General features: G+C 70.1%; 21 protein-coding genes. 10 read left to right on the forward strand and 11 right to left on the reverse strand.

Annotated elements, in window-relative coordinates:
• Positions 1-66 precede the first annotated feature (66 nt).
• From ABZU75_RS08120 to ABZU75_RS08135, 4 genes are all read right to left on the reverse strand, one after another.
• Positions 67-516, reverse strand: coding sequence for a response regulator (locus ABZU75_RS08120; protein WP_350921681.1), 450 nt, complete (start codon positions 514-516; stop codon positions 67-69).
• The gene (locus ABZU75_RS08125) at positions 516-2,120 is read right to left on the reverse strand and encodes an ATP-binding protein (RefSeq protein WP_355550758.1); all 1,605 of its coding nucleotides are present in this window, start codon (positions 2,118-2,120) and stop codon (positions 516-518) included. The genes ABZU75_RS08120 and ABZU75_RS08125 overlap by 1 nt, the downstream gene beginning before the upstream one ends.
• Positions 2,117-3,271, reverse strand: coding sequence for a SpoIIE family protein phosphatase (locus tag ABZU75_RS08130; protein ID WP_355550760.1), 1,155 nt, complete (start codon positions 3,269-3,271; stop codon positions 2,117-2,119). Before ABZU75_RS08130 ends, ABZU75_RS08125 begins: the two co-directional genes overlap by 4 nt.
• A gap of 149 nt (positions 3,272-3,420) precedes the next feature.
• Positions 3,421-4,353, reverse strand: a complete 933-nt coding sequence (locus tag ABZU75_RS08135; protein ID WP_355550762.1) for a LysR substrate-binding domain-containing protein — start codon at positions 4,351-4,353, stop codon at positions 3,421-3,423.
• Between the two features lie 198 nt (positions 4,354-4,551).
• On the opposite strand from ABZU75_RS08135, the gene ABZU75_RS08140 reads away from it, so the two are divergent.
• The 3 genes from ABZU75_RS08140 (at position 4,552) to ABZU75_RS08150 (ending at position 8,120) form a co-directional block, all read left to right on the forward strand.
• Complete coding sequence (locus ABZU75_RS08140; RefSeq protein ID WP_355550764.1) at positions 4,552-5,313, forward strand: succinate dehydrogenase cytochrome b subunit; 762 nt, start codon at positions 4,552-4,554, stop codon at positions 5,311-5,313.
• Positions 5,314-5,369: 56 nt separating this feature from the next.
• Positions 5,370-7,298, forward strand: a complete 1,929-nt coding sequence (locus ABZU75_RS08145; RefSeq protein ID WP_355550766.1) for a fumarate reductase/succinate dehydrogenase flavoprotein subunit — start codon at positions 5,370-5,372, stop codon at positions 7,296-7,298.
• Positions 7,299-7,382: 84 nt separating this feature from the next.
• Entirely contained in the window at positions 7,383-8,120 is a 738-nt protein-coding gene (locus ABZU75_RS08150) for a succinate dehydrogenase/fumarate reductase iron-sulfur subunit (RefSeq protein WP_355550835.1), read from the forward strand.
• A 252-nt stretch (positions 8,121-8,372) separates the two neighbouring features.
• Here ABZU75_RS08150 and ABZU75_RS08155 read toward each other — a convergent pair whose 3' ends face one another.
• The gene (locus ABZU75_RS08155; protein WP_355550769.1) at positions 8,373-8,924 is read right to left on the reverse strand and encodes a Clp protease N-terminal domain-containing protein; all 552 of its coding nucleotides are present in this window, start codon (positions 8,922-8,924) and stop codon (positions 8,373-8,375) included.
• Between the two features lie 2 nt (positions 8,925-8,926).
• Positions 8,927-9,160, reverse strand: a complete 234-nt coding sequence (locus ABZU75_RS08160; RefSeq protein ID WP_350921694.1) for an RNA polymerase subunit sigma-70 — start codon at positions 9,158-9,160, stop codon at positions 8,927-8,929.
• A gap of 115 nt (positions 9,161-9,275) precedes the next feature.
• On the opposite strand from ABZU75_RS08160, the gene ABZU75_RS08165 reads away from it, so the two are divergent.
• Both ABZU75_RS08165 and ABZU75_RS08170 read left to right on the forward strand, forming a co-directional pair.
• The gene (locus ABZU75_RS08165; protein WP_355550771.1) at positions 9,276-10,967 is read left to right on the forward strand and encodes an ABC transporter ATP-binding protein; all 1,692 of its coding nucleotides are present in this window, start codon (positions 9,276-9,278) and stop codon (positions 10,965-10,967) included.
• Positions 10,964-12,709: an ABC transporter ATP-binding protein gene (locus tag ABZU75_RS08170; RefSeq protein WP_355550773.1), complete on the forward strand. Its 1,746-nt coding sequence runs from the start codon at positions 10,964-10,966 to the stop codon at positions 12,707-12,709. The genes ABZU75_RS08165 and ABZU75_RS08170 overlap by 4 nt, the downstream gene beginning before the upstream one ends.
• A gap of 36 nt (positions 12,710-12,745) precedes the next feature.
• Here the strand turns inward: ABZU75_RS08170 and ABZU75_RS08175 are convergent, their stop codons facing one another.
• The 3 genes from ABZU75_RS08175 to ABZU75_RS08185 all read right to left on the reverse strand — a co-directional run bounded on the left by ABZU75_RS08175 (position 12,746) and on the right by ABZU75_RS08185 (position 17,400).
• A complete protein-coding gene (locus ABZU75_RS08175) occupies positions 12,746-13,567 on the reverse strand; it encodes a L,D-transpeptidase family protein (RefSeq protein ID WP_355550775.1) in 822 nt (273 codons plus the stop codon).
• A gap of 122 nt (positions 13,568-13,689) precedes the next feature.
• The gene (locus ABZU75_RS08180; protein WP_355550777.1) at positions 13,690-14,793 is read right to left on the reverse strand and encodes an FAD-dependent oxidoreductase; all 1,104 of its coding nucleotides are present in this window, start codon (positions 14,791-14,793) and stop codon (positions 13,690-13,692) included.
• Between the two features lie 546 nt (positions 14,794-15,339).
• The gene (locus ABZU75_RS08185) at positions 15,340-17,400 is read right to left on the reverse strand and encodes a prolyl oligopeptidase family serine peptidase (RefSeq protein ID WP_355550779.1); all 2,061 of its coding nucleotides are present in this window, start codon (positions 17,398-17,400) and stop codon (positions 15,340-15,342) included.
• A gap of 98 nt (positions 17,401-17,498) precedes the next feature.
• Between ABZU75_RS08185 and mshB the strand changes: the two genes are divergently transcribed.
• The 4 genes from mshB to ABZU75_RS08205 all read left to right on the forward strand — a co-directional run bounded on the left by mshB (position 17,499) and on the right by ABZU75_RS08205 (position 20,683).
• A complete protein-coding gene (gene mshB, locus ABZU75_RS08190; protein WP_355550781.1) occupies positions 17,499-18,404 on the forward strand; it encodes an N-acetyl-1-D-myo-inositol-2-amino-2-deoxy-alpha-D-glucopyranoside deacetylase in 906 nt (301 codons plus the stop codon).
• A gap of 14 nt (positions 18,405-18,418) precedes the next feature.
• Positions 18,419-18,910 (forward strand): DUF6113 family protein, encoded by a 492-nt coding sequence (locus tag ABZU75_RS08195; RefSeq protein ID WP_355550784.1) that lies wholly within the window; start codon positions 18,419-18,421, stop codon positions 18,908-18,910.
• 82 nt (positions 18,911-18,992) lie between these two features.
• Positions 18,993-19,418, forward strand: a complete 426-nt coding sequence (locus tag ABZU75_RS08200; protein ID WP_355550786.1) for a hypothetical protein — start codon at positions 18,993-18,995, stop codon at positions 19,416-19,418.
• A 68-nt stretch (positions 19,419-19,486) separates the two neighbouring features.
• Positions 19,487-20,683 (forward strand): MBL fold metallo-hydrolase, encoded by a 1,197-nt coding sequence (locus ABZU75_RS08205; RefSeq protein WP_355550788.1) that lies wholly within the window; start codon positions 19,487-19,489, stop codon positions 20,681-20,683.
• A gap of 57 nt (positions 20,684-20,740) precedes the next feature.
• Here ABZU75_RS08205 and ABZU75_RS08210 read toward each other — a convergent pair whose 3' ends face one another.
• Positions 20,741-23,275 (reverse strand): penicillin acylase family protein, encoded by a 2,535-nt coding sequence (locus ABZU75_RS08210; protein WP_355550837.1) that lies wholly within the window; start codon positions 23,273-23,275, stop codon positions 20,741-20,743.
• 108 nt (positions 23,276-23,383) lie between these two features.
• Between ABZU75_RS08210 and rraA the strand changes: the two genes are divergently transcribed.
• A complete protein-coding gene (rraA, locus tag ABZU75_RS08215; protein WP_355550790.1) occupies positions 23,384-23,863 on the forward strand; it encodes a ribonuclease E activity regulator RraA in 480 nt (159 codons plus the stop codon).
• A gap of 102 nt (positions 23,864-23,965) precedes the next feature.
• On the opposite strand, the gene ABZU75_RS08220 is transcribed toward rraA, so the two are convergent.
• Positions 23,966-24,877, reverse strand: coding sequence for an aldose 1-epimerase family protein (locus ABZU75_RS08220; protein WP_355550792.1), 912 nt, complete (start codon positions 24,875-24,877; stop codon positions 23,966-23,968).
• Positions 24,878-24,929: the final 52 nt, after the last annotated feature.

Below are 24,929 nucleotides of genomic sequence, written 5' to 3' on the forward strand. Positions count from 1 at the left end.
GGGATCTCGCCCGGATGGACGACACCCGGCGGACCGGGAGATCCCGCCGCCGGGCGTGGCGTGCCGTCAGTAGTGCTGGCCGGAGTTGGGCAGCTTGACGACGGTCACGAAGAAGTCGTCGATCCGCCGGACCACGCTGATGAACTGGTCGAAGTCGACGGGCTTGGAAACGTAGGCGTTGGCGTGCAGGTTGTAGCTGCGCAGGATGTCCTCCTCGGACTCCGACGTGGTCAGCACCACCACCGGGATCCCGCGGAGCTTCTCGTCGGCCTTTATGTCCTGGAGCACCTCCCGGCCGTCCTTGCGGGGCAGGTTGAGGTCGAGCAGGATCAGGTCGGGCCGGGGCACGTCGGCGTACTCGCCCTCCTTGCGGAGGAAGGACATGGCCTGCTCGCCGTCGTTGACCACGTGCAGCTTGTTGCGGACCTTGTTGAGCTCGAACGCCTCCCGGGTCAGCAGGACGTCGCCCGGGTCGTCCTCGACCAGCAGGACGTCGATCCAGCGCAGATCATTCATCAGATATCTCCTGAGGGAAGGGTCCAGCGGAAGGTCGTACCGGTTCTGGTGGTGTTCTCGGGTCCGCCGTCCTCGGTGTCCAGCCAGATGCGACCGCCGTGGTACTCGACGATTTTCTTGCAGAGAGCCAACCCGATGCCGGTACCCGCGTAGACGTCCCGCCCGTGCAGGCGCTGGAAGATCAGGAAGATGCGGTCAGTGTATTTACTGTCGATGCCGATGCCGTTGTCGGTGCAGGAGAACTCCCACATGTCCCCGTCGCGCCGCACCCCGATGTGGATCTCCGGCGGATCCTGCGAGTGGAACTTGATCGCGTTGCCGATGAGGTTCTGGAAGAGCTGGGTGAGCTGCACCCGGTTGCCGTGCACCCGGGGCAGCTCGTCGTAGGTCACCGTCGCCCCACCGTCCTCGATCGGCGCGGCGAGGTTGTTCAGCGCGGCCTTGAGCGGCACCGTGGCGTCGATGCCGGTGCGCTCGCCGCCCATCCTGCCGACCCGGGAGAAGTCGAGCAGGTCGTTGATCAGCATCTGCATGCGCTTGGCGCCGTCGACCGCGAAGGCGATGTACTGCTTGGCGCGATCGTCGAGCTGGTCGCCGTAGCGCTGCTCCAGCATCTGGGTGAAGCTGGCCACCTTGCGCAGCGGCTCCTGCAGGTCGTGACTGGCCACGTAGGCGAACTGCTCCAGCTCGCTGTTGGAGCGCCTCAGCTCCGTCGCCTGGTCCTCCAGCTTGCGCTGCGTCTCCGAGGCCCGGTGCCACTCGGCGAGGATGCGGCGGCGCATCGCGTCGACGTGGCCGGACAGCTCGGCCAGTTCGGCGGGGTGCTCGACCCCGAGCTTGTGGTCGAAGTCCCCCTGGGCGACCGCGCGCACCTGCTCGTTCAGCTCCGCCAGCGGGCGGAGCACCGCGTGGCGCACGATGAGGGCCGAGACGATCGCGGCCGCGACCAGTGCCCCGGCCACCCCGATGAGCGCGATGTAGAGGGCCTGCCAGCCGCGGTCGAGCTGAGCGCTGCCGATCTCGTGCAGCCGGCTCAGGTGGCTCTGCAGATCCGAGAGGGACTGCCGGATCTCGGTGAACCGGGTGGCGTTGACCGTGGCGTTCTGCCGGGCGGCGTCGGTCTTCAGCGTCGGCACCGAGGCGATGACCTGCTCCGCGTAGTCGCGCCGCCAGGCGTCTCCGCCGGCCTTCAGCCGGGCCACCTCGGCGCTGATCGCCGGCCGCTCCGGCATCCGGGGGACCAGCGCGGTGAGCGCCGCCATCGCTCTGTCCTCCTCGGCGAGCGCCTTCCGGTAGTCGTTCAGGGAGGTGTCCTCGTTGGTCCTGCCGTACGCCCGCACCGAGCTCTCCTGAGAGGTCAGCGCGTTGGAGATCTCCAGGGTGCGCAGCGTCGCCGGATCGATGACGTCGACCAGGGTCTCCCTGGCCTGGCGCGCGTCCTCGATCGACCTGATCGTGACGACGGCCGAGATCATGAAGATCAGTGCGATGCCCACCCCGGCGAACATGAACCAGCGCCCCAGCGGGAGCCTCCCGAACCCCTGCGCAGGGGTGGGCGCGGGCAGAGGCTTGGGACTGGTGCCGCGATCCGAGCGCTCGGTCATCGTTTTCCGTTCCGGGAGATGAGCACGGTCGCCAGGTCGTCGCTGAGCGCGTCGCGGTTCAGTTCGATGACGCGCTCGATGAGGCGGTCGAGTTCGATCCCGCCCTGCTCCTGGACGAGCCTGAGCAGGCCCTCGGTGCCGAGCAGGTCGGGTCCGCCGCCCACGGTGGCCTCGATCAGCCCGTCGGTGTAGAGCAGCAGCGACCAGTCGTCGCCGAGCGCGACGTCGATCTCCGACCAGTGCACGTCCTGGAAGATGCCCAGTGGCGGTCCCGAGGGGGTGCCCGGCACCACGCCGATCGCGCCGTCGCGGATCAGCAGCGGCGGCGGGTGGCCGACCACGTGCATCCGCGCGTGGCTGAGCGCGGGGTCGATGGTGGCGATGCACAGGGTGGTGAAGATCTCCGCCGACTTGCGTTCCAGGCGGAGCACCGACTCCAGCGTGCCGAGCAGTTCGTTGCCGGTGTGCCCGGCCAGGACCAGGGTCCGCCAGGCGATCCTGAGCGCGACCCCCAGCGCGGCCTCGTCGGGACCGTGCCCGCACACGTCGCCGACCACCACGTGGACGGCGCCGTCGGGGCTCTGCACGGTGTCCCAGAAGTCACCGGCGAGCAGGGCGCGCCTGCGTCCTGGCAGGTAGCGGGAGTGGTGTTCCAGAACCTCCGTGGTCAGCAGCGGGACCGGGAGGAGCCCGCGTTCGAGGCGGGAGTTCTCCTTGGTGAGCAGTTCGGCCTCGACCAGCCTGCGCTGGGCCAGGTCGGCGCGCTTGCGCTCCATCGCGTAGCGGATCGCCCGCGCCAGCAGGCGACCCTCCACGTCCTGCTTGACCAGGAAGTCCTGGGCGCCCGCGGCGACCGCCTCCACGCCGACGTGGGCGTCGTTCAGGCCGGTCAGCACGAGCACGGCGGCATGCGGCGCCATCGAGAGCACCTGCTCCAGTGCCTCCAGGCCGGTCGCGTCGGGCAGGGAGAGGTCGACGAGCACGCACTGCACGTCGGAGGTCAGCCGGACCCTGCTCTCGGCCAGGCTCCGCACCCAGATGATCTTCGGTGGGTTGTCCGCCTCGCCGAGCAACTCCTCCACGAGAAAGGCGTCGCCCGCGTCATCCTCGATAAGAAGAAGCGTGAGCGTTTCGTTGGCGGGGGCGGTCACTGACGCCTCTTCGTGAGCTCGGGAGAACCTGTCGACGCTACGTAGAATAGTGCGACACTTCAGCTACTGGGATGCCGGTGCGAGGTGATTCACCGCCCGCCGGGAGGCGCGGAGCGGGCGCGGGATGCCGGCGGTGTCCTCGCCGGGAGTCAACCCTGGATGATCAGGTCCAGTCCCTGGGGGAGGCTGCCCTCGTGGGCGGCCTCGGCGAGGAAGAGGAGCAGGGTCGCGCGGAAGGCCTGGGCCGCGCGGGTGGGCTCGACGTCCTTGCGGTGCGCGATGGCGATGGTGCGGCGCAGCCCGGGAGGAGCCAGGGGTGTCCCGGAAAGTCCCGGACGGCCGTCCAGGACCATCGAGGGCACCAGCGCGACCCCCAGCCCGGCCTCCACGAAGCGCAGCACGGCGTCCATCTCGCCGCCCTCCACCGCGAACCTGGGCTCGAACCCGGCCTGCCGGCAGGCGTTGAGCGTGGCCTCCCGCAGGTCGTATCCGCGCCTGAACATCACCATCGGCCGGCGGCGCAACTCTTCGATGCGCACGTACGATTTGCGGACGCGAGTGGTCGAGGGAGAGGCGACGACGAGGTTCTCCCGCAGCACCTCCTCGGTGACGAGGGCGGGGTCGTCGCTGTGCAGCGGCATGATGATCAGCGCCAGGTCGAGCTGGCCCCGGGCGAGGGTGCGGACCAGGTCGCGGGAGCCGCCCTCCTCCACGAACAGCTCGATGCCGGGGTAGGTGTGGTGGAACCTGGCCAGCGCGTCGGCGAGCAGCCCCGCGCAGAGCGAGGGCGTGGCGCCCAGCCGGACCCGGCCGCGGCGCAGCCCGGCCAGCTCGCCGACCTCGCTCCTGGCGGTCTCGGCGTCGGCCAGCATGCGGCGGGCCAGCGGTAGCAACGCCTCGCCCGCGGGGGTCAGCGTGACGTTTCCCCGGGCACGACTGAACAGCGGCGCGCCGAGCTCGGCCTCCAGGGCCTTGATCTGCTTGCTCAGCGAGGGCTGGGCTACGCGCATCCGCTCGGCGGCCTGGGTGAAGTGCCGAGCCTCGGCGACCGCCACGAAATAGGCGAGTTGCTGGAGCTGCACGTTTCCCTAGCGTACGGACCCTCCGACCGCGGATTCGGGGCGGGTGGTGGTGGGAGAGACAATGTGAGATTGCTCGCACCACGCGGCGAGACGCGACACCGGAAGCAGCGGGGACGCAGAGGTAATAGCCGCAGGCTATGGAAACCACATCCGCGATGACTTGGACTTGGATAAATCCCCTTACCTAGCGTCACAGGGGTGACTGCCACGATTGAGCGCGGATCCGCCACCGCGTCTGTGAAACCCCCCGCGGACACCGCGAAGACCGCGAAGCCCAGGCGAAAAGGCGGCTTCCTGGGCTCCTCCAACGGCAAGAAGGCCGTGATGGCCATCACGGGCGCCGTGATGGTGCTCTTCCTGATCGGCCACATGGCCGGAAACCTCAAGAGCTTCGCCGGTGCCGAGTCGTTCAACTCCTACGCGGCCTTCCTGCGGACCATGGGCGAGCCGATCTTCCCGCACCGGGTCCTGCTGACCGTCGTCGAGGTCGTGATGGTCGTCGCGGTCGCCCTGCACATGTGGTCGGCGATCTCCCTGGCCCGGCGGGCGAGCAAGGCCCGCCCGGTCAAGTACGCGGCCAGGCGCAAGTCCAGGGCGAACGGCTACGCGGTCCACACCATGCGCTACGGCGGCGTCATCATCGTGCTGTTCGTGATCTACCACCTGCTGGACCTGACGTTCGGCGCGGTCAACCCGGCCGGTGGCGGCGCCACCCCCTACGACCGCCTGGTCGAGGGCTTCGCGCCGTCGCGCTGGTGGGTCACCCTGTTCTACGTGCTCGCCCTCGTCATGGTCGGCCTGCACCTGCGCCACGGCCTGTGGAGCGCCTTCCAGACGCTCGGCCTGGCGAGCAGCCGCAGCTACCGCCCGCTGAAGGCCGTCGCCGCGGGCCTGTCGGCGCTGCTGGTCATCGGCTTCCTCGCGGTCCCGGTGGCGGTCGCGATCGGAGTGATCAAGTGAGCAAGAGCTCGAACCCGGCGGGTCTTCCGCACGGAGAACAAGGGGTGAGGACCGCGATGAGCACGGGGTACACCGAAGGTGAGCCGATCCGTGACACCAAGGCCCCCGACGGCCCGATCGAGGACCGCTGGGAGAAGCGCAAGTTCTCCGCGAAGCTGGTCAACCCGGCCAACAAGCGCAAGCTCCACGTCATCGTCGTGGGCACCGGGCTGGCGGGCGGCTCGGCCGCCGCGACCCTCGGCGAGCTCGGCTACAACGTCACCTCGTTCTGCTACCAGGACACGCCCCGCCGCGCGCACTCCATCGCGGCCCAGGGCGGTATCAACGCGGCCAAGAACTACCGCGGCGACGGCGACTCGATCTACCGGCTTTTCTACGACACGGTCAAGGGCGGTGACTTCCGCGCCCGCGAGTCCAACGTCTACCGGCTCGCCCAGGTCAGTGTGAACATCATCGACCAGGCCGTGGCCCAGGGCGTGCCGTTCGCCCGCGAGTACGGCGGTCTGCTCGACACCCGCTCCTTCGGTGGCGCGCAGGTCTCCCGTACCTTCTACGCCCGAGGCCAGACGGGTCAGCAGCTCCTGCTCGGCGCGTACCAGGCGCTGGAGCGCCAGATCGCGGCCGGCACCGTCAAGATGCACACCCGTCACGAGATGCTCGACCTGATCGTCTCCGACGGCCGGGCACGCGGCGTCATCGTCCGTGACATGGTCACCGGCGAGATCGAGCGGCACGTCGCCGACGCGGTGGTGCTGGCCAGCGGCGGGTACGGCAACGTGTTCTTCCTGTCGACGAACGCCAAGGGCTGCAACACCACGGCGATCTGGCGGGCACACCGGCGCGGCGCGATGTTCGCCAACCCCTGCTACACCCAGATCCACCCGACCTGCATCCCGGTCAGCGGCGACCACCAGTCGAAGCTGACCCTGATGTCGGAGTCGCTGCGCAACGACGGCCGCGTGTGGGTGCCGCTGAAGGCGGGCGACGCCCGTCCGGCCTCGGCGATCCCCGAGGAGGAGCGCGACTACTACCTGGAGCGGATCTACCCGGCGTTCGGCAACCTGGTCCCGCGTGACATCGCCTCCCGCGCGGCCAAGAACGTCTGCGACGAGGGCCGCGGTGTCGGCCCCGGCGGCCTGGGCGTCTACCTCGACTTCGCCGACGCGATCCGCCGTCTGGGCCGCGATGCGGTGGAGAAGAAGTACGGCAACCTCTTCGAGATGTACGAGCGCATCACCGGCGAGGACCCGTACGCCCAGCCGATGCGCATCTACCCCGCCGTCCACTACACGATGGGCGGCCTGTGGGTGGACTACGACCTGCAGTCCACGATCCCGGGCCTGTTCGTGATCGGCGAGGCCAACTTCTCCGACCACGGCGCCAACCGTCTCGGCGCGTCCGCGCTGATGCAGGGCCTGTCAGACGGCTACTTCGTGCTGCCGACCACGATCGGCGACTACCTCGCGAACGGCCCCTACGGTGAGGTCGACGAGGACGATGTGGCCGAGGCCGAGGCCGAGGTGCGCCAGAAGATCGACAAGCTGCTGACGAACAACGGCGACCGCACCGCGGACTCCTACCACCGTGAACTCGGCAAGATCATGTGGGAGTACTGCGGCATGGAGCGCACCGAGGAGTCGCTCCGCAAGGCGCTGGAGCGGATCCCCGAGCTGCGCGAGGAGTTCTGGCGGAACGTGAAGGTGTCCGGCGAGGCCGACGAGCTGAACCAGGCGCTGGAACGGGCCGGACGGGTCGGGGACTTCTTCGACCTGGCCGAGCTGATGTGCATCGACGCGCTGCACCGCACCGAGTCGTGCGGCGGCCACTTCCGCGCCGAGTCGCAGGACGCCGACGGCGAGGCCCTGCGCGACGACGAGAACTTCTCCTATGTCGCGGCCTGGGAGTACGGCGAGCAGGGCCCGATCCTGCACAAGGAAGACCTCGACTACGAGTACGTCAAGATGAGCCAGCGGAGCTACAAGTGAGCGCACCCGACGCAGTGAGCGGAGCGGTCGGCGAGGAACGAGCGATCCGCGCGGCGAATGAGGAGAGGTAAGCGAACCATGAGTATGAACCTCACTCTCAAGGTCTGGCGTCAGAAGGGCCCCAAGGACGGGGGCCGGATGGTCAACTACCGGGTCGAGGACGTGTCACCGGACATGTCCTTCCTGGAGATGCTCGACGTCCTCAACGAGCGGCTCATCCTGGAGGGCGACGACCCGATCGCCTTCGACCACGACTGCCGCGAGGGCATCTGCGGCATGTGCGGCATGGTCATCAACGGCGTCGCGCACGGTGAGCAGGTGGCCACCACCACCTGTCAGCTGCACATGCGTCACTTCGAGGACAACGCGGTCATCACCATCGAGCCGTGGCGCGCCGCGCCCTTCCCGGTGGTGAAGGACCTGGTCGTGGACCGCTCGGCGTTCGACCGGATCATCCAGGCGGGTGGCTTCATCTCCGTCCCGGCCGGTTCGGCCCCCGACGCGCACAGCGTCCCGGTGAAGAAGGTCGACGCCGACGCGGCGTTCGACGCGGCCACCTGCATCGGCTGCGGCGCCTGTGTCGCCGCCTGCCCGAACGGCTCGGCCTCGCTCTTCACCGCGGCCAAGATCACCCACCTGAGCCTGCTGCCGCAGGGCCAGCCCGAGCGCGACTCCCGTGCCGTCGCGATGGTCGAGCAGATGGACGCCGAGGGCTTCGGTGGCTGCACCAACACCGGTGAGTGCACGGCGGTCTGCCCCAAGGGCATCCCGCTGGACACCATCGCCCAGATGAACCACGACTACCTGCGGGCCGCCAAGTAGACCAGGTGGTCGCCGGGCATCCGGTCCCGTCCCCCGGGGCCGGATGCCCCGATCGATCATCCGGGCCTTCCCGGGTTCACCGAGCCGTACATCCGAAGTGATGTACGGCTCGCGCCGTCCCGGCGTGATCCATCCGGCCGATGAGGGGCTGATGACCGTTCGGCCGAGAGCGCGTTCTGTCGCCTCCTGACGTGCTCAGGGTGGTGGTGCGGCAGATTCGACCGCCGGAGGACTCCGGCCGGTTCCTTCGGATCAGTGCCGGTCCGGCCGGCCGAGGTGGCGGGCGATCTCGTGGCGGACCTCGTCGGCGGTGAGGCCCGCCTGGGTGATGACCCGCATTCCGGGCCCCGCGCCCGCGCGGACCAGGCCGAGCAGGATGTGCTCGGTGCCGATGCGTTTGTCCTTCAGCCGCAGGGCCTCCCGCAGTGACAGCTCCAGGGCCTTCTTGGCGCCGGGGGTGAAGGGAACGTGGCCCCGGGGTGCCTTGCGGTCGCGGGGGCGATCCAGGGCGCCGGGCCCGAAGGCGGCCTCGACCTTCTCCCGGATCGCGTCGAGGTCGATGCCGATGGTCTCCAGGGCCTCCGCGTCGAGCTCGCCGGCGCGGGGAGTGCGGCCGACCGCCTCGTCGGCCCGCTCGTGGGTGAGGCCTAGGCCGGTCAGCACCTGGGCGCCGACGCTGTCGCCCTGGCGTAGCAGGCCGAGCAGCAGGTGCTCGGTGCCGATGTGGCCGTGCCGCAGGCGCCGCGCCTCCTCCTGGGCGAGGACCGTCACCTGCCGGGCATTGTCGGTGAACCTTTCGAACATGGTCAGTCCCTCCGTCTCAGCAGCCCTCGGCCGCCCGCGTACTTCTTGTGCACCGCCTGCCGGCTCACTTCCAGACAGTGCGCGATCTCCTGCCAGGACCAGCCCTGGTCCCTGGCGTTCTCCACCTGGAGGGCCTCCAGCCGGTCGACCAGCGTCCGCAGTGCCCGTACGGCCCGCAGGCCGACGGCCGGATCGCGGCTACCGGCGTCGGATGCCAGTTGCGCCGTATCACTCATGTCTGTCAATTTAGGTTGACGAGGCCCATCTGTCAACCCTGATTGACGGCGACACGCCGGGGAGGCCGAAAATCGTTTGCCGGGCCAGGTCGGAGTTTGTGACCCTTGTTGTGAGATGCGCTCCTTACCAGCCGCCGACCCCGGCCTTCCCGATGCCCGCAGCCCGATCCGTTACCTGTTGTGGGTGGCCCGCATGCAGCGAGGCCCACTGCTCCTCGGCATCGGCTACGCCATCCTGTGGTGGCTGGCGATGGCGCTCGTCCCCGCCGCGATGGGCAACGGCATCGACGCGATCACAGCTAAGGACCTATCGGCCCTGGTCACCTGGGGCGCCGTGGTGCTCGCCCTGGGAATCACCCAGGCCGTCACGGGCATCCTGCGGCACCGGATGGCCGTCTACAACTGGCTGAGTGCCGCCTACCGGACCGTCCAGGTCACCGTCAGGCAGTCGACCCGGCTGGGCGCGACCCTGCCCAAACGCATGTCCACCGGCGAGGTGGTCAGCGTCGGCAACTCCGACATCGCCCACATCGGCAACGCGATGGACATCCTGCTCCGCGGCTGCGGCGCCGTCGTCGCCATCGCCGTCGTGACCGTCATCCTGATCGACGCCTCGCCGCAACTGGGACTGATGGTGCTGGTCGGCCTGCCCCTCGTGGCGGTCGCCGTCGCCCCCCTGCTCAAGCCACTGCACCGCCGCCAGAACGACCACCGCGACCTGCAGGGCGACCTCGCCACCCGTGCCGCCGACATCGTCACGGGCCTGCGGGTGCTCCGCGGCATCGGCGGTGAGCGGGTCTTCGCCGACCGCTACGGCGCCGAGTCGCAGCGAGTGCGTCACGCCGGCGTGCGGGTGGCCTCCGTCGAGTCGATGCTGGAGGGCGCGCAGGTCCTGCTGCCCGGACTGCTGATCGCCGGGGTGACCTGGCTCGGCGCGACCTTCGCGATGCGCGGCGAGATCACCGCCGGCCAGCTCGTCGCCTTCTACGGCTACGCGGTCTTCCTGATCGCCCCGGTGCGCACCCTCACCGAGGCGGCCGACAAGCTGACCAAGGGGCACGTCGCCGCCCGCAGGGTGGTGCGCATCCTGGCGCTGAAGCCCGAGGTGGAGGGCGGCACCGGCCGCTCGGAGGGTGGCCTGCTGCGCGACGTGACCTCCGGGGTCGCGGTGCGCCCCGGCATGCTCACCGCCGTCGCGGCGGCCGTCCCCGAGGAGGCCGTGACCATCGCCGACCGGCTCGGCCGCTACAGCGACGGCGACGTCGACTTCGGCGACGTGGCGCTCGACGCCCTGCCGATCTCCGAGGTCCGCCGCCGCGTCCTCGTCGCCGACAACGAGGCCCAGCTGTTCGCCGGGATGCTCAGGGACGAACTGGACGTCACCGGCCGCGCCTCCGACGAGGAGATCACCCGGGCGTTGCAGGCCGCGTGCGCCGTCGACATCGTCGAGGCGCTGCCCGGCGGTCTGGAGGGGCGCGTCGCCGAGGCCGGCCGGGAGTTCTCCGGCGGTCAGCAGCAGCGGCTCAGGCTCGCCAGGGCGCTGACCCTCGACCCGGAGGTGCTCATCCTCATCGAGCCCACCAGCGCGGTCGACGCGCACAGCGAGGCCCGCATCGCCGACCGGCTGGCCAAGGCCCGCGCGGGCAAGACCACGCTGGTCTGCACGACCAGCCCGCTGGTGCTCGACCGCACCGACCACGTCATCTACGTCGAGGGAGGCGTCGTGCGCGCCGAGGGCACGCATCGGGAACTGCTGGCCACCCACCCGGGCTACACCGCCGTCGTGACCCGGGGTGAGGAGTCATGAGCAGGCAGATCCTGCCCGTCGCCGACACCGCGCAGGTTCGGGCGTACGCCCGCAGGCTCACCCTGAAATATCCCGGAGGGCTCACCGTGGCGCTGGGCCTGCACGGCCTGGCCGCCGTCGCCGGCCTGGCGGTGCCGTGGCTGCTCGGCGGCCTCGTCCAGGGCGTCCAGGACGGCACCGGGACCGACGTCACCATGGTGTCGCTGGCCATCGGCGGCTTCCTGGTCGCCCAGGCGGTGCTGGTCAGGTTCGCCGTCTACGCCTCGGCCAGGCTCGGTGAGAAGGTCCTCGCCGAGCTGCGCGAGGAGTTCGTCGGGCGGGTGCTCGGCCTGCCGCTGTCCGTCGTCGAGCGGGCCGGATCCGGCGACCTGATCTCGCGGACCTCGCGTGACGTCGACTCGCTGTCGCGCACCGTACGGCACGCCGTGCCTGAGACGATGATCGCGCTGGTCACCTGCCTGATCACCGTCGGCGCGCTGGTACTGGTCGGGCCGCTGCTCGCGCTGCCCTCGCTGCTGGCCGTCCCCATCCTGTGGATCTCCACCCGCTGGTATCTCAACCGGGCCAGGGACGGTTACCTGCGCGAGAGCGCCGCGTACGCCGACATGACCGACGGGCTGGCCGAGACGGTCGGCGGCGCCCGCGCGGTGGAGGCCCTGGGCCTGCAGGAGCGGCGGCACCGTCGCACCGACACCGACATCGCCCGCTCGTGGGCGGCCGAGCGCTACACGCTGGGGCTGCGCACCGTCTGGTTCCCCTCGGTCGAGCTCGGCTACGTGATCCCGATCGTGGCGACGCTGGTCATCGGCGGTCTGTTCTACGTCCAGGGCTGGGTCTCGCTGGCCCAGGTCACCGCGGCCACGCTCTACGTCCAGCAGCTCATCGACCCGCTCGACCGGCTGCTGATGTGGATCGACGAGCTCCAGGTCGGCGGCGCCTCCATGGCCCGGCTGCTCGGCGTCGCCGAGGTGCCCGACGACCGCGAGGCCACCTCCGCCGCTCCCGAGGGCAGTGCGCTGGCGGCCGACGACGTCCGCTACGCCTACCGCGAGGGCCACGACGTGCTGCACGGCATCGACCTGCTGGTCGAGCCGGGCGAGCGGCTGGCCATGGTCGGCCCGTCGGGGGCGGGCAAGTCCACGCTGGGCCGTCTGCTCGCCGGCATCCACGGCCCCCGCACCGGCTCGGTCACCGTGGGCGGCGTCCCCCTGGTCGAGCTACCCCTGAACGACCTGCGCGGCCAGGTCGCCCTGGTGACCCAGGAGCACCACATCTTCCGGGGCACGGTGCGCGACAACGTGCTGATCGCCAGGCCCGACGCCGACGACGCGCGGGTTCGCGAGGTGCTGGAGGCCGTGGACGCCTGGGACTGGGTCGAGGCCCTGCCCGAGGGGCTCGACACGGCGGTCGGCTCCGGCGGCGAGCACGTTCCCCCCGCCCAGGCCCAGCAGCTGGCCCTGGCCCGGCTGGTGCTGGCCGACCCGCACACCCTGGTCCTCGATGAGGCCACCTCGCTGATCGACCCCCGCGCGGCCCGCCGCCTGGAACGCTCACTGGCCGCCGTCCTCGACGGCCGTACGGTGATCGCCATCGCCCACCGGCTCTACACGGCCCACGACGCCGACCGCGTCGCGGTGGTGGAGGACGGCCGCATCAGCGAACTCGGCTCCCACGAGGAACTGGTCGCGGCGGGGGGCTCATACGCGGCGCTGTGGAGCAGCTGGCACGGCACCTCCAAGTGACGAGTGCCGAAGACCGCCCCGGCCGCGCCGCGGGAGTCAGTCTCGGAGGGCCTTCGGCCGGGCCGCGTCCTGTTTCGGAGGCTCGGGAGGGGCCGGGCGGCGGACGTGGACCGGCGTTCCTGTCGGGATCATGTCGAACAGGGGCTTGGCGTTGTGCAGCGGGACCCGGATGCAGCCGTGGGACGCGGGGTGCAGCGGGACCCTCTCCGAGCCGTGGAAGCCGATGCCCCCGTTGAAGTAGATGGTGTAGAACTGGTCGCCCAGCGGCCCGTGGGTCCATCCGGTGGTCCGCCACCAGGAGCGGAAGTCTCCGACGGGCGTGACGGCGACCCCGCAGTGGCCGTTCTTGCAGTAGTGCTTGTCGTTACCGGTCGAGATATGGGTGACCAGGGCCGGCTTGCCGTCCCGCCAGGCGGTGAGCAGCTGGCGACGCAGGTCGATCTCCACTCTGGTGGGCTCTCCCCAGGGCACCAGCGGTCTGAGACGCGCGGGGTCGGCGAGGGCCTTCCAGGTCGGCGGGTCGATCTCGTCGACGGCGGGCAGTCCGTTGGCCTTCTGGAAGGCCCATACGGCCGCGCGCAGCGCGGGGTTGTACTCCTGGCTGGAAGATCCTGTGTTGAACCCCAGCCGGTCGAGACGTTTTTTGATCTCCTGGACCTGGGTTCCCCGGTCACCGGGGCGAAGGACGGGGAAACGCGACAGTGGGGTGTGCTCGGAACGGGGCGGGTGGTCATCGGCGACGGCGGGTTCGGAGCGTCTCGGTGACGCGACGCCGGTGTTCGCGATGCCGAACGGCAGGCACGAGGTGAGCGCGAGGGCCGTGTTCGCGATCAGAAGGCACTTGACGATTCTCTGCATTTCAGTGAGCCTTTTTGGTCTGTCGTCGCGACCGGGCAGGGTGATATGCGGTGATGGAGGCACCGGGCCACCTCACCGTATTCAGGCCGTCTCGCGTCGACTCCGGGAAGAAAGGAGAATGCTCAGCAGGAGTAGGAGTACGTACGGTCCTCCACGGCCGCGCGCACCAGGCCGACGGCCTCCTGGGCGCAGCCCCAGGAAAAGCTGAATCCGGCCCCGCCGTGTGCGAAGTTGTAGATGATCCGCCCTTCCTCGTCCCATTCGAGGCAGACGTTTTCCTTCCGAAACGGCCGCAGTCCGGCCCGTACCGGCTCATCGGGATCCAGCTCGAAACTTCGCAGCGCGGGCATGAAGGCCAGGCAGCGCTCGTACATGTCCCGCACCGGAGGGTGGTTCTCCAGGTTGATTCCGGTGTCCCACTCGTCCTTCTCCGCCAGCCCGCCGAGAACAAGGATCTGCGGACTGCGCGGCACGATGAAGACGATGTCCTGCTCGCCGTTGTTCGCCTCGTCGTGGGAGACGCAGTGGGCCTCGTCGATCCCGTCGTTGCGGACCCGCACCAGCGCACCGCGGAGTGGATACATGCTGACACCGCGGAGCTCGGCGGTGCCGAGCCCCGCGCAGCAGACGATCACCTCGGCGTCGAACCGGTCGAGGAGCTCGGCCTTCCTCTCGGTCAGCGTCCCCTCGATCCGATGCCGTCTGACCCGCACCCCGTGCGTTTTGACCTGCCGCATCAGCCACAGCATGTACCGGTCTGTGTCGATCATGGGCGCCAGGTGGGAGTAGGCGTCGACCACGCCGTAGCCGGGGCTGATGCCGTTCCGCTCGGCGAGCGATCGGTCGCGGACGAAGCCGCGCACCTTCCCCGCGAGCTCCCGCATCTTGTGGAGATCGTGGGGATTCTCCTCGACGGGGTGCTTGAAATAGAAGTTGGACCTCCGCATGGCCACCCCGGGAACTCCGGACCGGGCCAGCTCCTCGAATATCCGGTACGAGGTGACGCACCAGCTCTTGGAGCGGGCGAGCGAGACCTGGTCGTGGTGGTAACCGCAGACCGCGGGCGGCCACTCCCACAGCGCGCCCGCGACGACCGAGACGATGTCGGGTGCGAACCTGTCCGCGATGACGGTGACCCGGAATCCCTCCCTGGCCAGACACAGCGCGGTCGTCAACCCGCTCACACCGGCTCCGACGACAAGTACCTTCTCTGAATTCGCGCGCACCTGGGAACGCCTTCTTTCTGGATCCGTCCAGCTCGATCAATTTTCGGCGTGGCCGACCGAGGAAGGCCGTCACGACGAGCGCTGAAACTTCTCCAGGGTAAATCGAGGCACCGGTGAACCCCGGAATGGCGGCGAATCCGGGATGGGGGACGGATGGCCACCGGCGAATGGGAAAAAAGTACCGAACGGGGAAAAGCCATACGCGCCCCAAATCCCATGATGACGAGCGTTTGGCGGCGTGCCGGATTTTCATCGCCAATCCATGGATCGGCTCGGGAGAATACCGGCGCATTCTTGGCCGTTCCCCGGCGGGCGCGGTGGGCCGATCGGGGGCATGGCGGGCTGGATTGCCTACGTTGCCCTGGGGACTCGCCTATATATCCCCGGTGGGACTGTTGGGGGTAGCTGGCCGGTCGAGTCGTACTTGTTCCAGAACGTGGCGACCGGGGGAATTCAGCCGCGCGTCCGATGGGGGACGCCGTGCCGGTGAGCGGTTCTGTGCCGCACCGGCACGGCGTCATACCCTCTGACGGGAATGGCCCCGGCTCAGACCAGGGCCTTCTTGAGGAAGTCGACCTGGAGCAGGAGCAGGTTCTCCGCCACGACCTCCTGCGGGGTCATGTGGGTGACCCCGGACAGCGGCAGCACGTTGTGCGGGCGACCGGCGGCCAGCAGAGCCGAGGAGAGGCGGAGGGTGTGGGCGGCGACCACGTTGTCGTCGGCCAGGCCGTGGATCAGCAGGAGGGGACGGTCCAGCTTCTCGGCGTCGGCGAACAGGGACGAGGAGTCGTAGTGCCCCTCGTCGGGCCGGCCGAGGTAGCGCTCGGTGTAGCAGGTGTCGTACAGGCGCCAGTCGGTCACCGGGGCCCCCGCGACGGCCGCGTGGAACACGTCGGGGCGGCGGAGCACGGCCAGGGCGGCCAGGTAGCCGCCGAAGGACCAGCCACGGATGCCGACCCGCGTCAGGTCCAGGTCGTCGGGGAACCGCGCGGCGGCGCCGTGCAGGGCGTCGATCTGGTCCTCCAGGATCGGGGTGGCCAGGTCGTGCAGGATGGCCCGCTCGAACTCGGGGCCCCGCCCCGGGGTGCCGCGGCCGTCGGCCACGACCACCGCGAAACCCTGGTCGGCGAACCACTGGCTGGTCAGGTGCGCCCCGGCCGCGGCCAGGACGCGCTGGGCGTGCGGTCCGCCGTACGGGTCCATGAGGACCGGCAGTCTCGCAGAGCCCGGCACATGACCGGAGGGCAGGAGCACCGCGGTGGCCAGGTCGCGCTCGCCCGCCCTGATCAGGGAGACTCGCAGGTCCAGGCCGGGGCGCTCGGCGTACGAGGTGATGTGGCCGCGGGGCGTGCCGTTGTGCAGGACCCGGGTGACGGAGCCCTCGCTTTCGAGGGTCTGACCGGTGATCACGAGGGTGCCGCCCGCGGTGTGGCCGCTGTAGACGCCGCCCTCGGTCGGGCTGACGAGCGTGATCTGACCCCTCCGGTACGCCCATACCGCGATCTCGGTGGGTTCCCCGCTCGCCCGGAAGAGCACGGTCTCGCCGTCGATGTCGAGGATCTCGCGGACCTGGAGGGTGGGCGGCGTGACGGGGTCGTCGCCGACGATCAGGCGGTGGCCGCCCTCGGAGGTGGCGGCCCAGACGAGGCTGCCGTCGGCCAGGTGGCCGGGCACGCCGGTGACGACGTCGACCCAGGCGGGGTCGGTGTCCTCGCGCACCGGGGTGGAGGTGCCGGTGGCCGGGTCGACGGCGAGCAGCCGCATGGTGCGCTGGTCGCGCGTCATGGTGACGATCGACAGGCCGTGGGCGTCCCAGGCGGCGTTGACCAGGTACTCGTCGTCGAAGGGCACGGGGACGCGGGCCCCGGTGAGGGTCAGTACGAAGAGCTCGACCCCGGCGTTGGCGGTTCCCGCGGAGGGATAGCGCTGCTCGGCGGCGGGCCGGGCCGGGTTGGCCGGGTCGGAGATGTGCCACCGCTGGACCGGCGACTCGTCGGCCCGCTCGACCAGGATCGCGTCCCCCGACGGGGACCACCAGTAGCCCCGCATGCGGTCCATCTCCTCGGAGGCGATGAACTCGGCCAGGCCGTAGGTCACCTCCGGGGCCTCGGGGCGGGCCAGCGCGTGGTCGACCTCGTCCGCCAGGTCCTGGATGTGGAAGGCGCCGCCGGTCACGTAGCCGACGTGTTCTCCGGTGGGGGACATCCGAGGGTCGATCACCGGTCCGGGGGTCTTCAGGTTCCTTATGTACCCGGTCTTCAGGTCGACGACGTAGAGGCCACCGGAGAGCGCGAACGCGGCGGTGGTCACCGTGGCGTCGGTGCTGTATCCGACGATGCCGCCGGCCTGCTCCCTGCTCCGCTCGCGGCGCGCCCGCTCCTCGGGGGGCAGGTTCTCGTCGTCCGCGGCCAGCGCGCGCGGGTCGACGACGAGCCGTTCCGCGCCGCTGAGGACGTCGTACTCCCACAGGCAGGTCACCGGGTCGGAGCCGCCTCTGGTCCGTAGGAAGACGACGCGATCACCGCCCGGAGCGATCGTGAAACCGCGGGGCACTCCGAGGGTGAATCGGCGGGTTCTGGCGTGCAGGCGAGGAAAGCTCTCACTCATACGAGCCATCTTGCCAGTTCCGCATCGGCTGTCCTGTTTTCCAGAAGTGGTGAATTCGGAGGTTCTGGGCGATCCCTGGCATCGATACCCTCGAACCTATGACTGACCGGCGCCTGATGCTCGTGCACGCCCATCCGGACGACGAGACGATCGGCAGCGGGGCCACCATGGCCAGGTACGCGGCCCAGGGCGCGCACGTCACGCTGGTGACCTGCACCCTGGGGGAGGAGGGCGAGGTCATCCCGCCTGAGCTGGCCCACCTGACCGCCGATCACGACGACACCCTGGGAGAGCACCGCGTCTCCGAGCTCGCCGCGGCCTGCGCCGCGCTCGGCGTCACCGACCACCGGTTCCTGGGCGGCCGGGGCCGCTGGCGCGACTCCGGCATGATGGGCGTCGTCTCCAACCACGCCGCGAACGCCTTCTGGCAGGCCGATCTGGACGAGGCGGCGGGCGAGCTCGTCAGGATCATCCGCGAGGTGCGGCCCCAGGTGCTCGTCACCTACGACGAGAACGGCTTCTATGGCCATCCCGACCACATCCAGGCCCACCGGGTCACCTGCCGGGCCTTCGAGCTGGCGGCGGACCCGGCGTTCGGCGAGGGCGGCCCGTGGCGCGTTTCGAAGTTCTACCACACCGCCATGCCCAGGTCGGTGATGATCAGGGGCGAGGAGGCGATGCGCGAGAACGGCGTCCCCTTCCTGGTCGAGCCGGTCGCCGACCTGCCGTTCGGCTGCGCGGACGATGACGTCACCACCGAGATCGACGCCCGTGCCCACCTCGAACGGAAGATCGACGCGATGCGGGCGCACGCCACCCAGATCAGCGTTAGCCCGCCCTGGTTCGCCCTGTCCAACGACGTCGGCCAGGAGTTGCTCGGGATCGAGCACTTCATTCTCCGCTCCGGCGCGCGGGGTCCCGCGGGGCCGGGAGCGCCGATCGAGGTGGGAGGTCTCGGCGAGCCTTATGGCCGCGAGGACGACCTCTTCGCCGGGATCGGTTAGCCTCGATGTTTGTGATGGAGCAGGTTCCCGCGACACGCGAACCCTCGGAGACGGTTGTCACCGTGGCGGTCAACGCGGTGCTCGTCATGCTCGGGCTGCTGATGGGCGTCCTCGGCGGGTTCGAGCACTCCTGGTACATCAGGCCCGTCCCGGTCTCCGCCCTCGTCTGCGTCGCCCTGCTGTTCGCGATCACCTACGGAGCGGGCCGGATGACCCGCGGCAAGGCGGCGGCCCTGTCGTTCGCGATGGGCTGGGCGCTGATCACCATGATCTGGATCACCGGACGGCCGGAGGGCGACCTGGTCATCGCCAACGACCTGTCCGGCTACGTCTACCTCTACGGGGGCCTCGCGGCGGTCGCGGTGGGGGTCCTGCTCGCGCCACCGGCCGCGGAGGGCGGCTCGTGGCTGCTCACCCAGCACGGGTACGGTCCTCGCCCGCAGCCCTCACCCGCCCCGCCGGGCCCGCAGCCCCCGCCGGGCCCGCAGGTCCCGCCCGGCACCTGAGGCTCGCCCGGCCGGGTTCTGCCCGGACCCCGCGCGGTGAGGACCGCTACCGCGAGCCGTCCGGATGACGCACAATCCCGGTATGCGGCGGTTACATCGGGTACGGCGGACTGTTAACCACATCAACCTGTCCACGCCCCTGGGGCTGCTACTGGCGCGCCTCGGGCGGGCCAGGGTGGCCGCCGGGCCCGACGGGCTGATCCTGGCGTACGGCTACCGCTTCCGGTTCCCGATCGCCTCGGCGTTCACCGTGGGCAACGTGGTGCTGACCAAGCACGAGGAGGGCTTCCTCACCGGAGCCCTGCTCAGGCACGAGGACCGGCACGCCTCCCAGTACATGTTCTGCGTGGGCCTGCCGATGCTCCCGCTCTACGTCGTGGCGGTGGCGGTCTCCATGCTGATCTGCGGTGACCACGCCTCGTGGAACCTCTTCGAGCGGCTGGCGAACCTGGAGGACGGCAACTACGCCCGCAGATCCCCGTGGCGGTTTCGTACTAAATCCTCTTAAAAGGGAATGGATCTCTCTGTGGGGGGATCAACAGGGGGTGAGCTGACGATGACAGAAGGGGACCGCCCATGTCGCAGACGTCCCACCCCGAAGCCGCCGCCACAGAACTCACGAGCCCTGTCGAAGAGCCGCCCCGCCGTTCCGGGTGGTCGGCCCGGTTCGCCACGCGGCCGGCGCGCGCGCTGAGACAGCTGGGCCGGGCTCCCAAACGAATGGCCGTGGCCGAGGCGGCGGCCGGTTCCGCCACGCTCCCGGAAGCCCCCACCCGACCGGAGCCGCCCGTACGACCGGCGCCGCGGCCGGCGCGTCCGCCGGGCCGCCCGGCACCCGCGCCCCGGCGGTCGTGGCCGGGCGGCTTCAGGGACCGGCTGACCTCGCCGGTCCCGACCTTCCAGGAGCTGCTGGCGATCATGTGGCACGGCAGGCTCCGCCCAGGGGTCGGGGACGCGGACCGCATCCCGGTCCACCGGGACGGGCTTCCCCGCCCGACGGGGACCGACGCGGTCCTCACCTGGGTGGGCCACGCGACGTACGTGGTGCAGATCGGCGGGCTGACCATCCTCACCGACCCGGTCTGGGCCAGGAAGATCCCCGGCACCCGGCCCCGCCTGACCCCGCCCGGCGTCGCGTGGGCGGACCTGCCCCGGATCGACGCCGTGGTGATCAGCCACAACCACTACGACCACCTGGACGCGCCGACCGTGCGGCGGCTGCCGCGGAGCACGCCGGTCCTCGTCCCGGCCGGGCTCAGGTCCTGGTTCACCAGACGCGGGTTCCGCCACGTCATCGAGCTCGACTGGTGGGAGAGCACCTGGGTGGGCGGTGTCCGCTTCGACTTCGTACCCGCCCACCACTGGAGCCGCCGCACGGTCTGGGACACCTGCAGGACCCTCTGGGGCGGCTGGGTGATCGCCTCCGACGACCAGACGATCTACTTCGCCGGGGACACCGGTTACGGCGAGCGCTTCGCCCAGATCGGGGCGCGCTATCCGGGCGGCATCGACCTGGCCCTGATGCCGGTGGGCGCGTTCGAGCCCCGCTGGTTCATGAAGGCCGTGCACGTCGACCCCGCGCAGGCCGTACGGGCCTGCCAGGACGTCGGGGCGCGCCGGATGGCGACCATGCACTGGGGCACGTTCGTACTGTCAGGAGAGTCGCTCCTCGCGCCGGTGGAGGAGGCCAGGGCGGCCTGGGCGGAGGCGGGGCGGGACCGCGCCGACCTGTGGGACCTCGCCGTCGGCGAGTCCCGCGTGCTGACCACCTGACGACCTGCGACTCGGCGTCCCGGTGGGCGGGCGCCTCCTGGCGCCCGCCTCGGATCATCAGGGGCTGAGCGTCAGGACGTTGGTGGCCGCCTTCTTGACGGACTCCTCGCGGGCGAGCATGGGGACGGTCTTCCCGCTCGCCCAGAGCGGCGCCTGGTCCCAGTAGTTGTCGTGGAACGCGTGGCCGGAGGCGCCGGTCAGGTTGATCCACTGGGATTCGTCCAGGTTCCCCAGGTCGACCACCATTCGCATGGACGGCAGCCAGCCCACCGTGTAGTCGGACTGGACGTCCCAGCCGGCGGCGTTGACCGCGTCGTCGCTGCCGGCCACCGGGAACGGGCCCCGGTTGAACAGCCACTCGATCGGGCCGATCCCCGAGGTTCCGAAGGTCTGGTGGACGAGCTTCAGCGAGTGCAGGTCTCCCCAGCGCCAGTCCTTGACGTCCGGGCCGAGCCGGGCGTTCAGCTCGTCGTAGGCCAGGGCCATCGCCCGTCGCAGCATGTCGTCCCGGGTCTCGGTACGCGGGGTGCCGCTGTCGTCCCAGAACGCGTCGTTCGGCTTGTCGAGCATGACCCGGACGACCTCGAACCAGCGGTCGCCGCCGCCGGGCCAGGCTCCCTCGGGCAGGTCGTCGTTGAAGGTCTCGATGAGCAGGTGCCGCCAGACGGCGTTGAAGTACATCGCGGGGGCCGAGTCCTCACCCTGCGAGCGGTCCCACTTCCGCAGCAGCTCGCGAGCGTCCTCGGCGGGCCCGGCGATCTTGACGTCCATCAGCCTGGGCACCAGGAGGTCGGCGAAGCCGTTGTCGGTGTCCTGTTGCAGCGCGCTCATCGCCGCCACGTCCACCTTGCCGTCCTTCACCGCGTCGCGGAGGCGGTCCAGGATGCGCTGGGAGCGGTATCCGTACGCCCAGTCCTTGGTGAGGTTGTACGGGTAGCGGGTGGGGTCGATGACCGCGTTGTTGGCGGTCACGATGTAGCCCTCCGGCGGGTTGTAGACGCTGGGCAACTCGTTGAAGGGGATCGTCGACTGCCAGGCGTACTCGCCGGTCCAGCCCGGCACCGGCCAGGTGCCGTCGCCGTGGCTCCGCACCGGGATCCGCCCGGGGGCCTGGTACCCGATGTTGCCCGCGGTGTCGGCGTAGATCAGGTTCTGTGCGGGCACCTCGAACCTGCTCGCCGCCGCCCGGAACTGCTGCCAGTCCTGCGCGGTGTTCAGCTCGAAGATCGCGTCAGCGGTCCTGCCCGGCTCCAGGGCCGTCCACTTGAGCGCGACCGCGTCGGCCTTCTCCTCGAAGACCGCGTCCATGCCGGGCAGCGTGTCCTTCGTGCTCTGCAGGACGTCGGAGATGATCGGCCCGTGCATGGTGTCGCGCACCTTGAGCTGTACGTCGGCGCCTCCGGCCACCTTGATCGTCTCAGTCCTGGTGGTCAGCGGCTTCCAGTCGCCCATGAACAGGTACGAATCATCCTTGATCCGCTCCAGGTAGAGGTCGGCGACGTCCGGGCCGAGGTTGGTGAAGCCCCAGGAGATCCTGTCGTTGTGGCCGATGATCACGCCGGGCACGCCGGAGAAGCTGAACCCGGTGAGGTCGAACGGGCACTCGGGACCCTTGGCGCGGCAGTGCAGTCCGGTCTGGTACCAGACCGAGGGCATGCTCGCGGACAGGTGGGGGTCGTTGGAGAGCAGGGGTTTGCCCGACTTGGTGTGCTTGCCGCCGACCACCCACGAGTTCGAGCCGATGCCGCTGCCGCCCGCCGGGTCGCCCATCAGACTCGGCACCGCGCGGATGGCCGCCGCCGCCCGGACCAGCGCCCCGGTGGCCGGTGTCCCCGGCGGCTCCGTGACGCTCTTCTTCGGCTCCTCGTCCTGGTCGAACCCGCGTTCGCCGACCGAGCCCCGGGTGACGATCGGCTGGTGGGTGTCGTACGGGTAGGAGGGCCAGAGCTGCTCCACCCGCCCGCGGGGCAGCTTGCTCGCCGCGAGGGCCCGGCCGATCTCGTCGGTCAGGTTGGAGCGCAGGTCCCAGGCCATGGCCTTGAGCCAGGCCAGCGAGTCGACCGGGGTCCACGGCTCGGGGCTGTAGCCGGGGCTGGTCGCCCGCAGCAGCACGTACTCCAGGCTCCGGGCGGCGAAGCCGTTGTTCTGCTCCATCCAGGCGTTCACCCCGCCGGCGTAGGCGTCCAGGTAGCGCCGGGTCTGCTCGCCGAGCAGGGGCAGCTCCTTCTCCGCCACCTTTCGCCAGCCCATGGTCCGGATGACCTTGTCCTCGGTCAGCGTCGCCGAGCCGAACATCTCCGACAGCCGGCCGGCGGTCACGTGGCGGCGGAAGTCCATCTCGAAGAAGCGGTCCTGCGCGTGCACGTAGCCCTGGGCGAGGAACAGGTCGTCGGGGGAGTCCGCATAGATATGCGGGATACCCGTTTTGTCGCGATATACGGTGACTTTCCCGGTGAGGCCACGTACCTTGAGCTCGCCTTCGAGTTGGGGGAAGGACGCCCGTACACTCCACACGCCGGCCCCGGCGAACAGCAGACCGAGCACGACGAGGACGGAAAGTACGCGTGCCAGCCACTTGAACGGACGGGGCATCCAGGCGTACGGGCGGAACCTCACAAAAACCTCCTAGGCGACATGCTCCAGCAAGTGTGGCACCACCCCAGAGGTCCCGGCATTGTGGTCATTAGCGAAGATGCGGGTATGACACTTTCCACGGCCGATCTGGTCGACGCCCACGGCGCCGCGGTCGCGAGCTGCCTGACCCAGTTCCGGTCCTACGGCCTGCGCACCCGATTCGCGGGCCCGATCGCGACGGTCCGCTGTCTGGAGGACAACGCCCTCGTCAAGCGGGTCCTGGCCACCCCCGGTGCGGGCCGCGTGCTGGTGGTGGACGGTGCGGGCTCACTGCGCACCGCGCTGATGGGCGACCTCATCGCCGCCTCGGCCGTCTCCTCCGGCTGGTCAGGCGTGGTCATCAACGGCGCCGTCCGCGACACCGCCGCCCTCGCCGGCCTGGACCTGGGCATCAAGGCCCTCGGATCGAACCCGGCCAAGAGCGCCAAGGAGGGCACCGGCGAGCTCGACGTCCCCGTCACCTTCGGCGAGGTCGTCTTCACCCCCGGCGCCTGGCTCTACAGCGACGAGGACGGCATCCTCGTCAGCCCCGTCGAGCTCTCCTGACGTGCCGTTCCCGGTCGCCGAGGAGTCCCGGCCCGGAGTGCCGCCCCGCGGCCGGGACCGGGAGCGACCGGGGGAGGAGGCGGCCCCGGTCCTGGCGGCAGGTCAGATCGGGCCGATTCCCCAGTGGTGGACGGCGCGGTCTCCGGGAACGAGCCGGATGACGTCCTCACCGCTGCGGAAGGCGTTCGGCGGGCAGCTCATCGGCTCCACCGCCAGCCCCTGGCGGCGGTGCTCCTCGGGGAGGGTGTCACCGGTGTAGAGCTGGAGCCACTCGATCCCCTCACCCGCCCACAGCTGGACCCCGCGGGTCCCGTCCGCGTCGCTCAGCCGCACCCGTACCAGCCCGTCGGCGCCGCGCGCCAGGCCGGTGAACGCGGTGTCGAGCACTGTCCGGCCGATCGGGCGGGCGGTCCTGAAGTCGTACTCGGTCTCCTTGACGTCCTGGCGGTCAGTGGGGATCTTCCGGTCGTCCACCGCGAGCCACTGGCTCGCGGGAAGTTCCAGAAGCGCGTCGTCGAGGGTGCCGAGCGTCAGGTAGGGATGGGCCCCGAAGCCGTACGGCGCGTCGGTGGTGCCGATGTTCTCCGCGGCCACCTCGACCTCCAGGCCGGACGCGCCCAGCGCGTACCGGATGGACAGATCCAGGATGTGCGGATAGCCGAGCTGGGGGAAGAGCCGCAGCCCCAGCCGGATCGAGGCGTCGTCGTGGGAGAGGACACGCCAGGGGAACGACCGGGAGAAGCCGTGGATCGCGTTGCCGGTCTGCGGCTCGCTCAGCGCGAGCCGCCGCTCCTCGCCGTCGAACGTGTAGCGGCCGTCCTCGATCCTGTTCGGCCAGGGGAGCAGCGGCAACCCCGCGCCGCCGATCGGGGACAGGTCCTCGGGGAAGTCGACGACGAGCGGCCGGCCGTCCAGGGTGAGGCTCCGCAGGCCGGCCCCGACCTCGGTGATGACCGCCTGGAAACCGTCGGCCGCGATGGTGTACTGAGTCCCGGTGGGCGCGATGTTTGTCACCCGGTAATTCAACACCTATGAGACAGCTCTGTGGCGGGTCGTGTCAGGGGCT

Origin of the sequence: Streptosporangium sp. NPDC005286, from assembly GCF_040607515.1 — a bacterium.
Lineage (GTDB): Bacteria > Actinomycetota > Actinomycetes > Streptosporangiales > Streptosporangiaceae > Streptosporangium.

Coding starts and splice junctions, on each gene's coding strand:
- ABZU75_RS08120 (WP_350921681.1), bottom strand. CDS start 516: ATGAATGATCTGCGCTGGATCGACGTCCTGCTGGTCGAGGACGACCCG.
- ABZU75_RS08125 (WP_355550758.1), bottom strand. CDS start 2,120: ATGACCGAGCGCTCGGATCGCGGCACCAGTCCCAAGCCTCTGCCCGCG.
- ABZU75_RS08145 (WP_355550766.1), top strand. CDS start 5,370: ATGAGCACGGGGTACACCGAAGGTGAGCCGATCCGTGACACCAAGGCC.
- ABZU75_RS08150 (WP_355550835.1), top strand. CDS start 7,383: ATGAACCTCACTCTCAAGGTCTGGCGTCAGAAGGGCCCCAAGGACGGG.
- ABZU75_RS08155 (WP_355550769.1), bottom strand. CDS start 8,924: ATGTTCGAAAGGTTCACCGACAATGCCCGGCAGGTGACGGTCCTCGCC.
- ABZU75_RS08160 (WP_350921694.1), bottom strand. CDS start 9,160: ATGAGTGATACGGCGCAACTGGCATCCGACGCCGGTAGCCGCGATCCG.
- ABZU75_RS08165 (WP_355550771.1), top strand. CDS start 9,276: ATGCGCTCCTTACCAGCCGCCGACCCCGGCCTTCCCGATGCCCGCAGC.
- ABZU75_RS08170 (WP_355550773.1), top strand. CDS start 10,964: ATGAGCAGGCAGATCCTGCCCGTCGCCGACACCGCGCAGGTTCGGGCG.
- ABZU75_RS08175 (WP_355550775.1), bottom strand. CDS start 13,567: ATGCAGAGAATCGTCAAGTGCCTTCTGATCGCGAACACGGCCCTCGCG.
- ABZU75_RS08185 (WP_355550779.1), bottom strand. CDS start 17,400: ATGAGTGAGAGCTTTCCTCGCCTGCACGCCAGAACCCGCCGATTCACC.
- mshB (WP_355550781.1), top strand. CDS start 17,499: ATGACTGACCGGCGCCTGATGCTCGTGCACGCCCATCCGGACGACGAG.
- ABZU75_RS08195 (WP_355550784.1), top strand. CDS start 18,419: ATGGAGCAGGTTCCCGCGACACGCGAACCCTCGGAGACGGTTGTCACC.
- ABZU75_RS08200 (WP_355550786.1), top strand. CDS start 18,993: ATGCGGCGGTTACATCGGGTACGGCGGACTGTTAACCACATCAACCTG.
- ABZU75_RS08205 (WP_355550788.1), top strand. CDS start 19,487: ATGTCGCAGACGTCCCACCCCGAAGCCGCCGCCACAGAACTCACGAGC.
- ABZU75_RS08210 (WP_355550837.1), bottom strand. CDS start 23,275: ATGCCCCGTCCGTTCAAGTGGCTGGCACGCGTACTTTCCGTCCTCGTC.
- rraA (WP_355550790.1), top strand. CDS start 23,384: ATGACACTTTCCACGGCCGATCTGGTCGACGCCCACGGCGCCGCGGTC.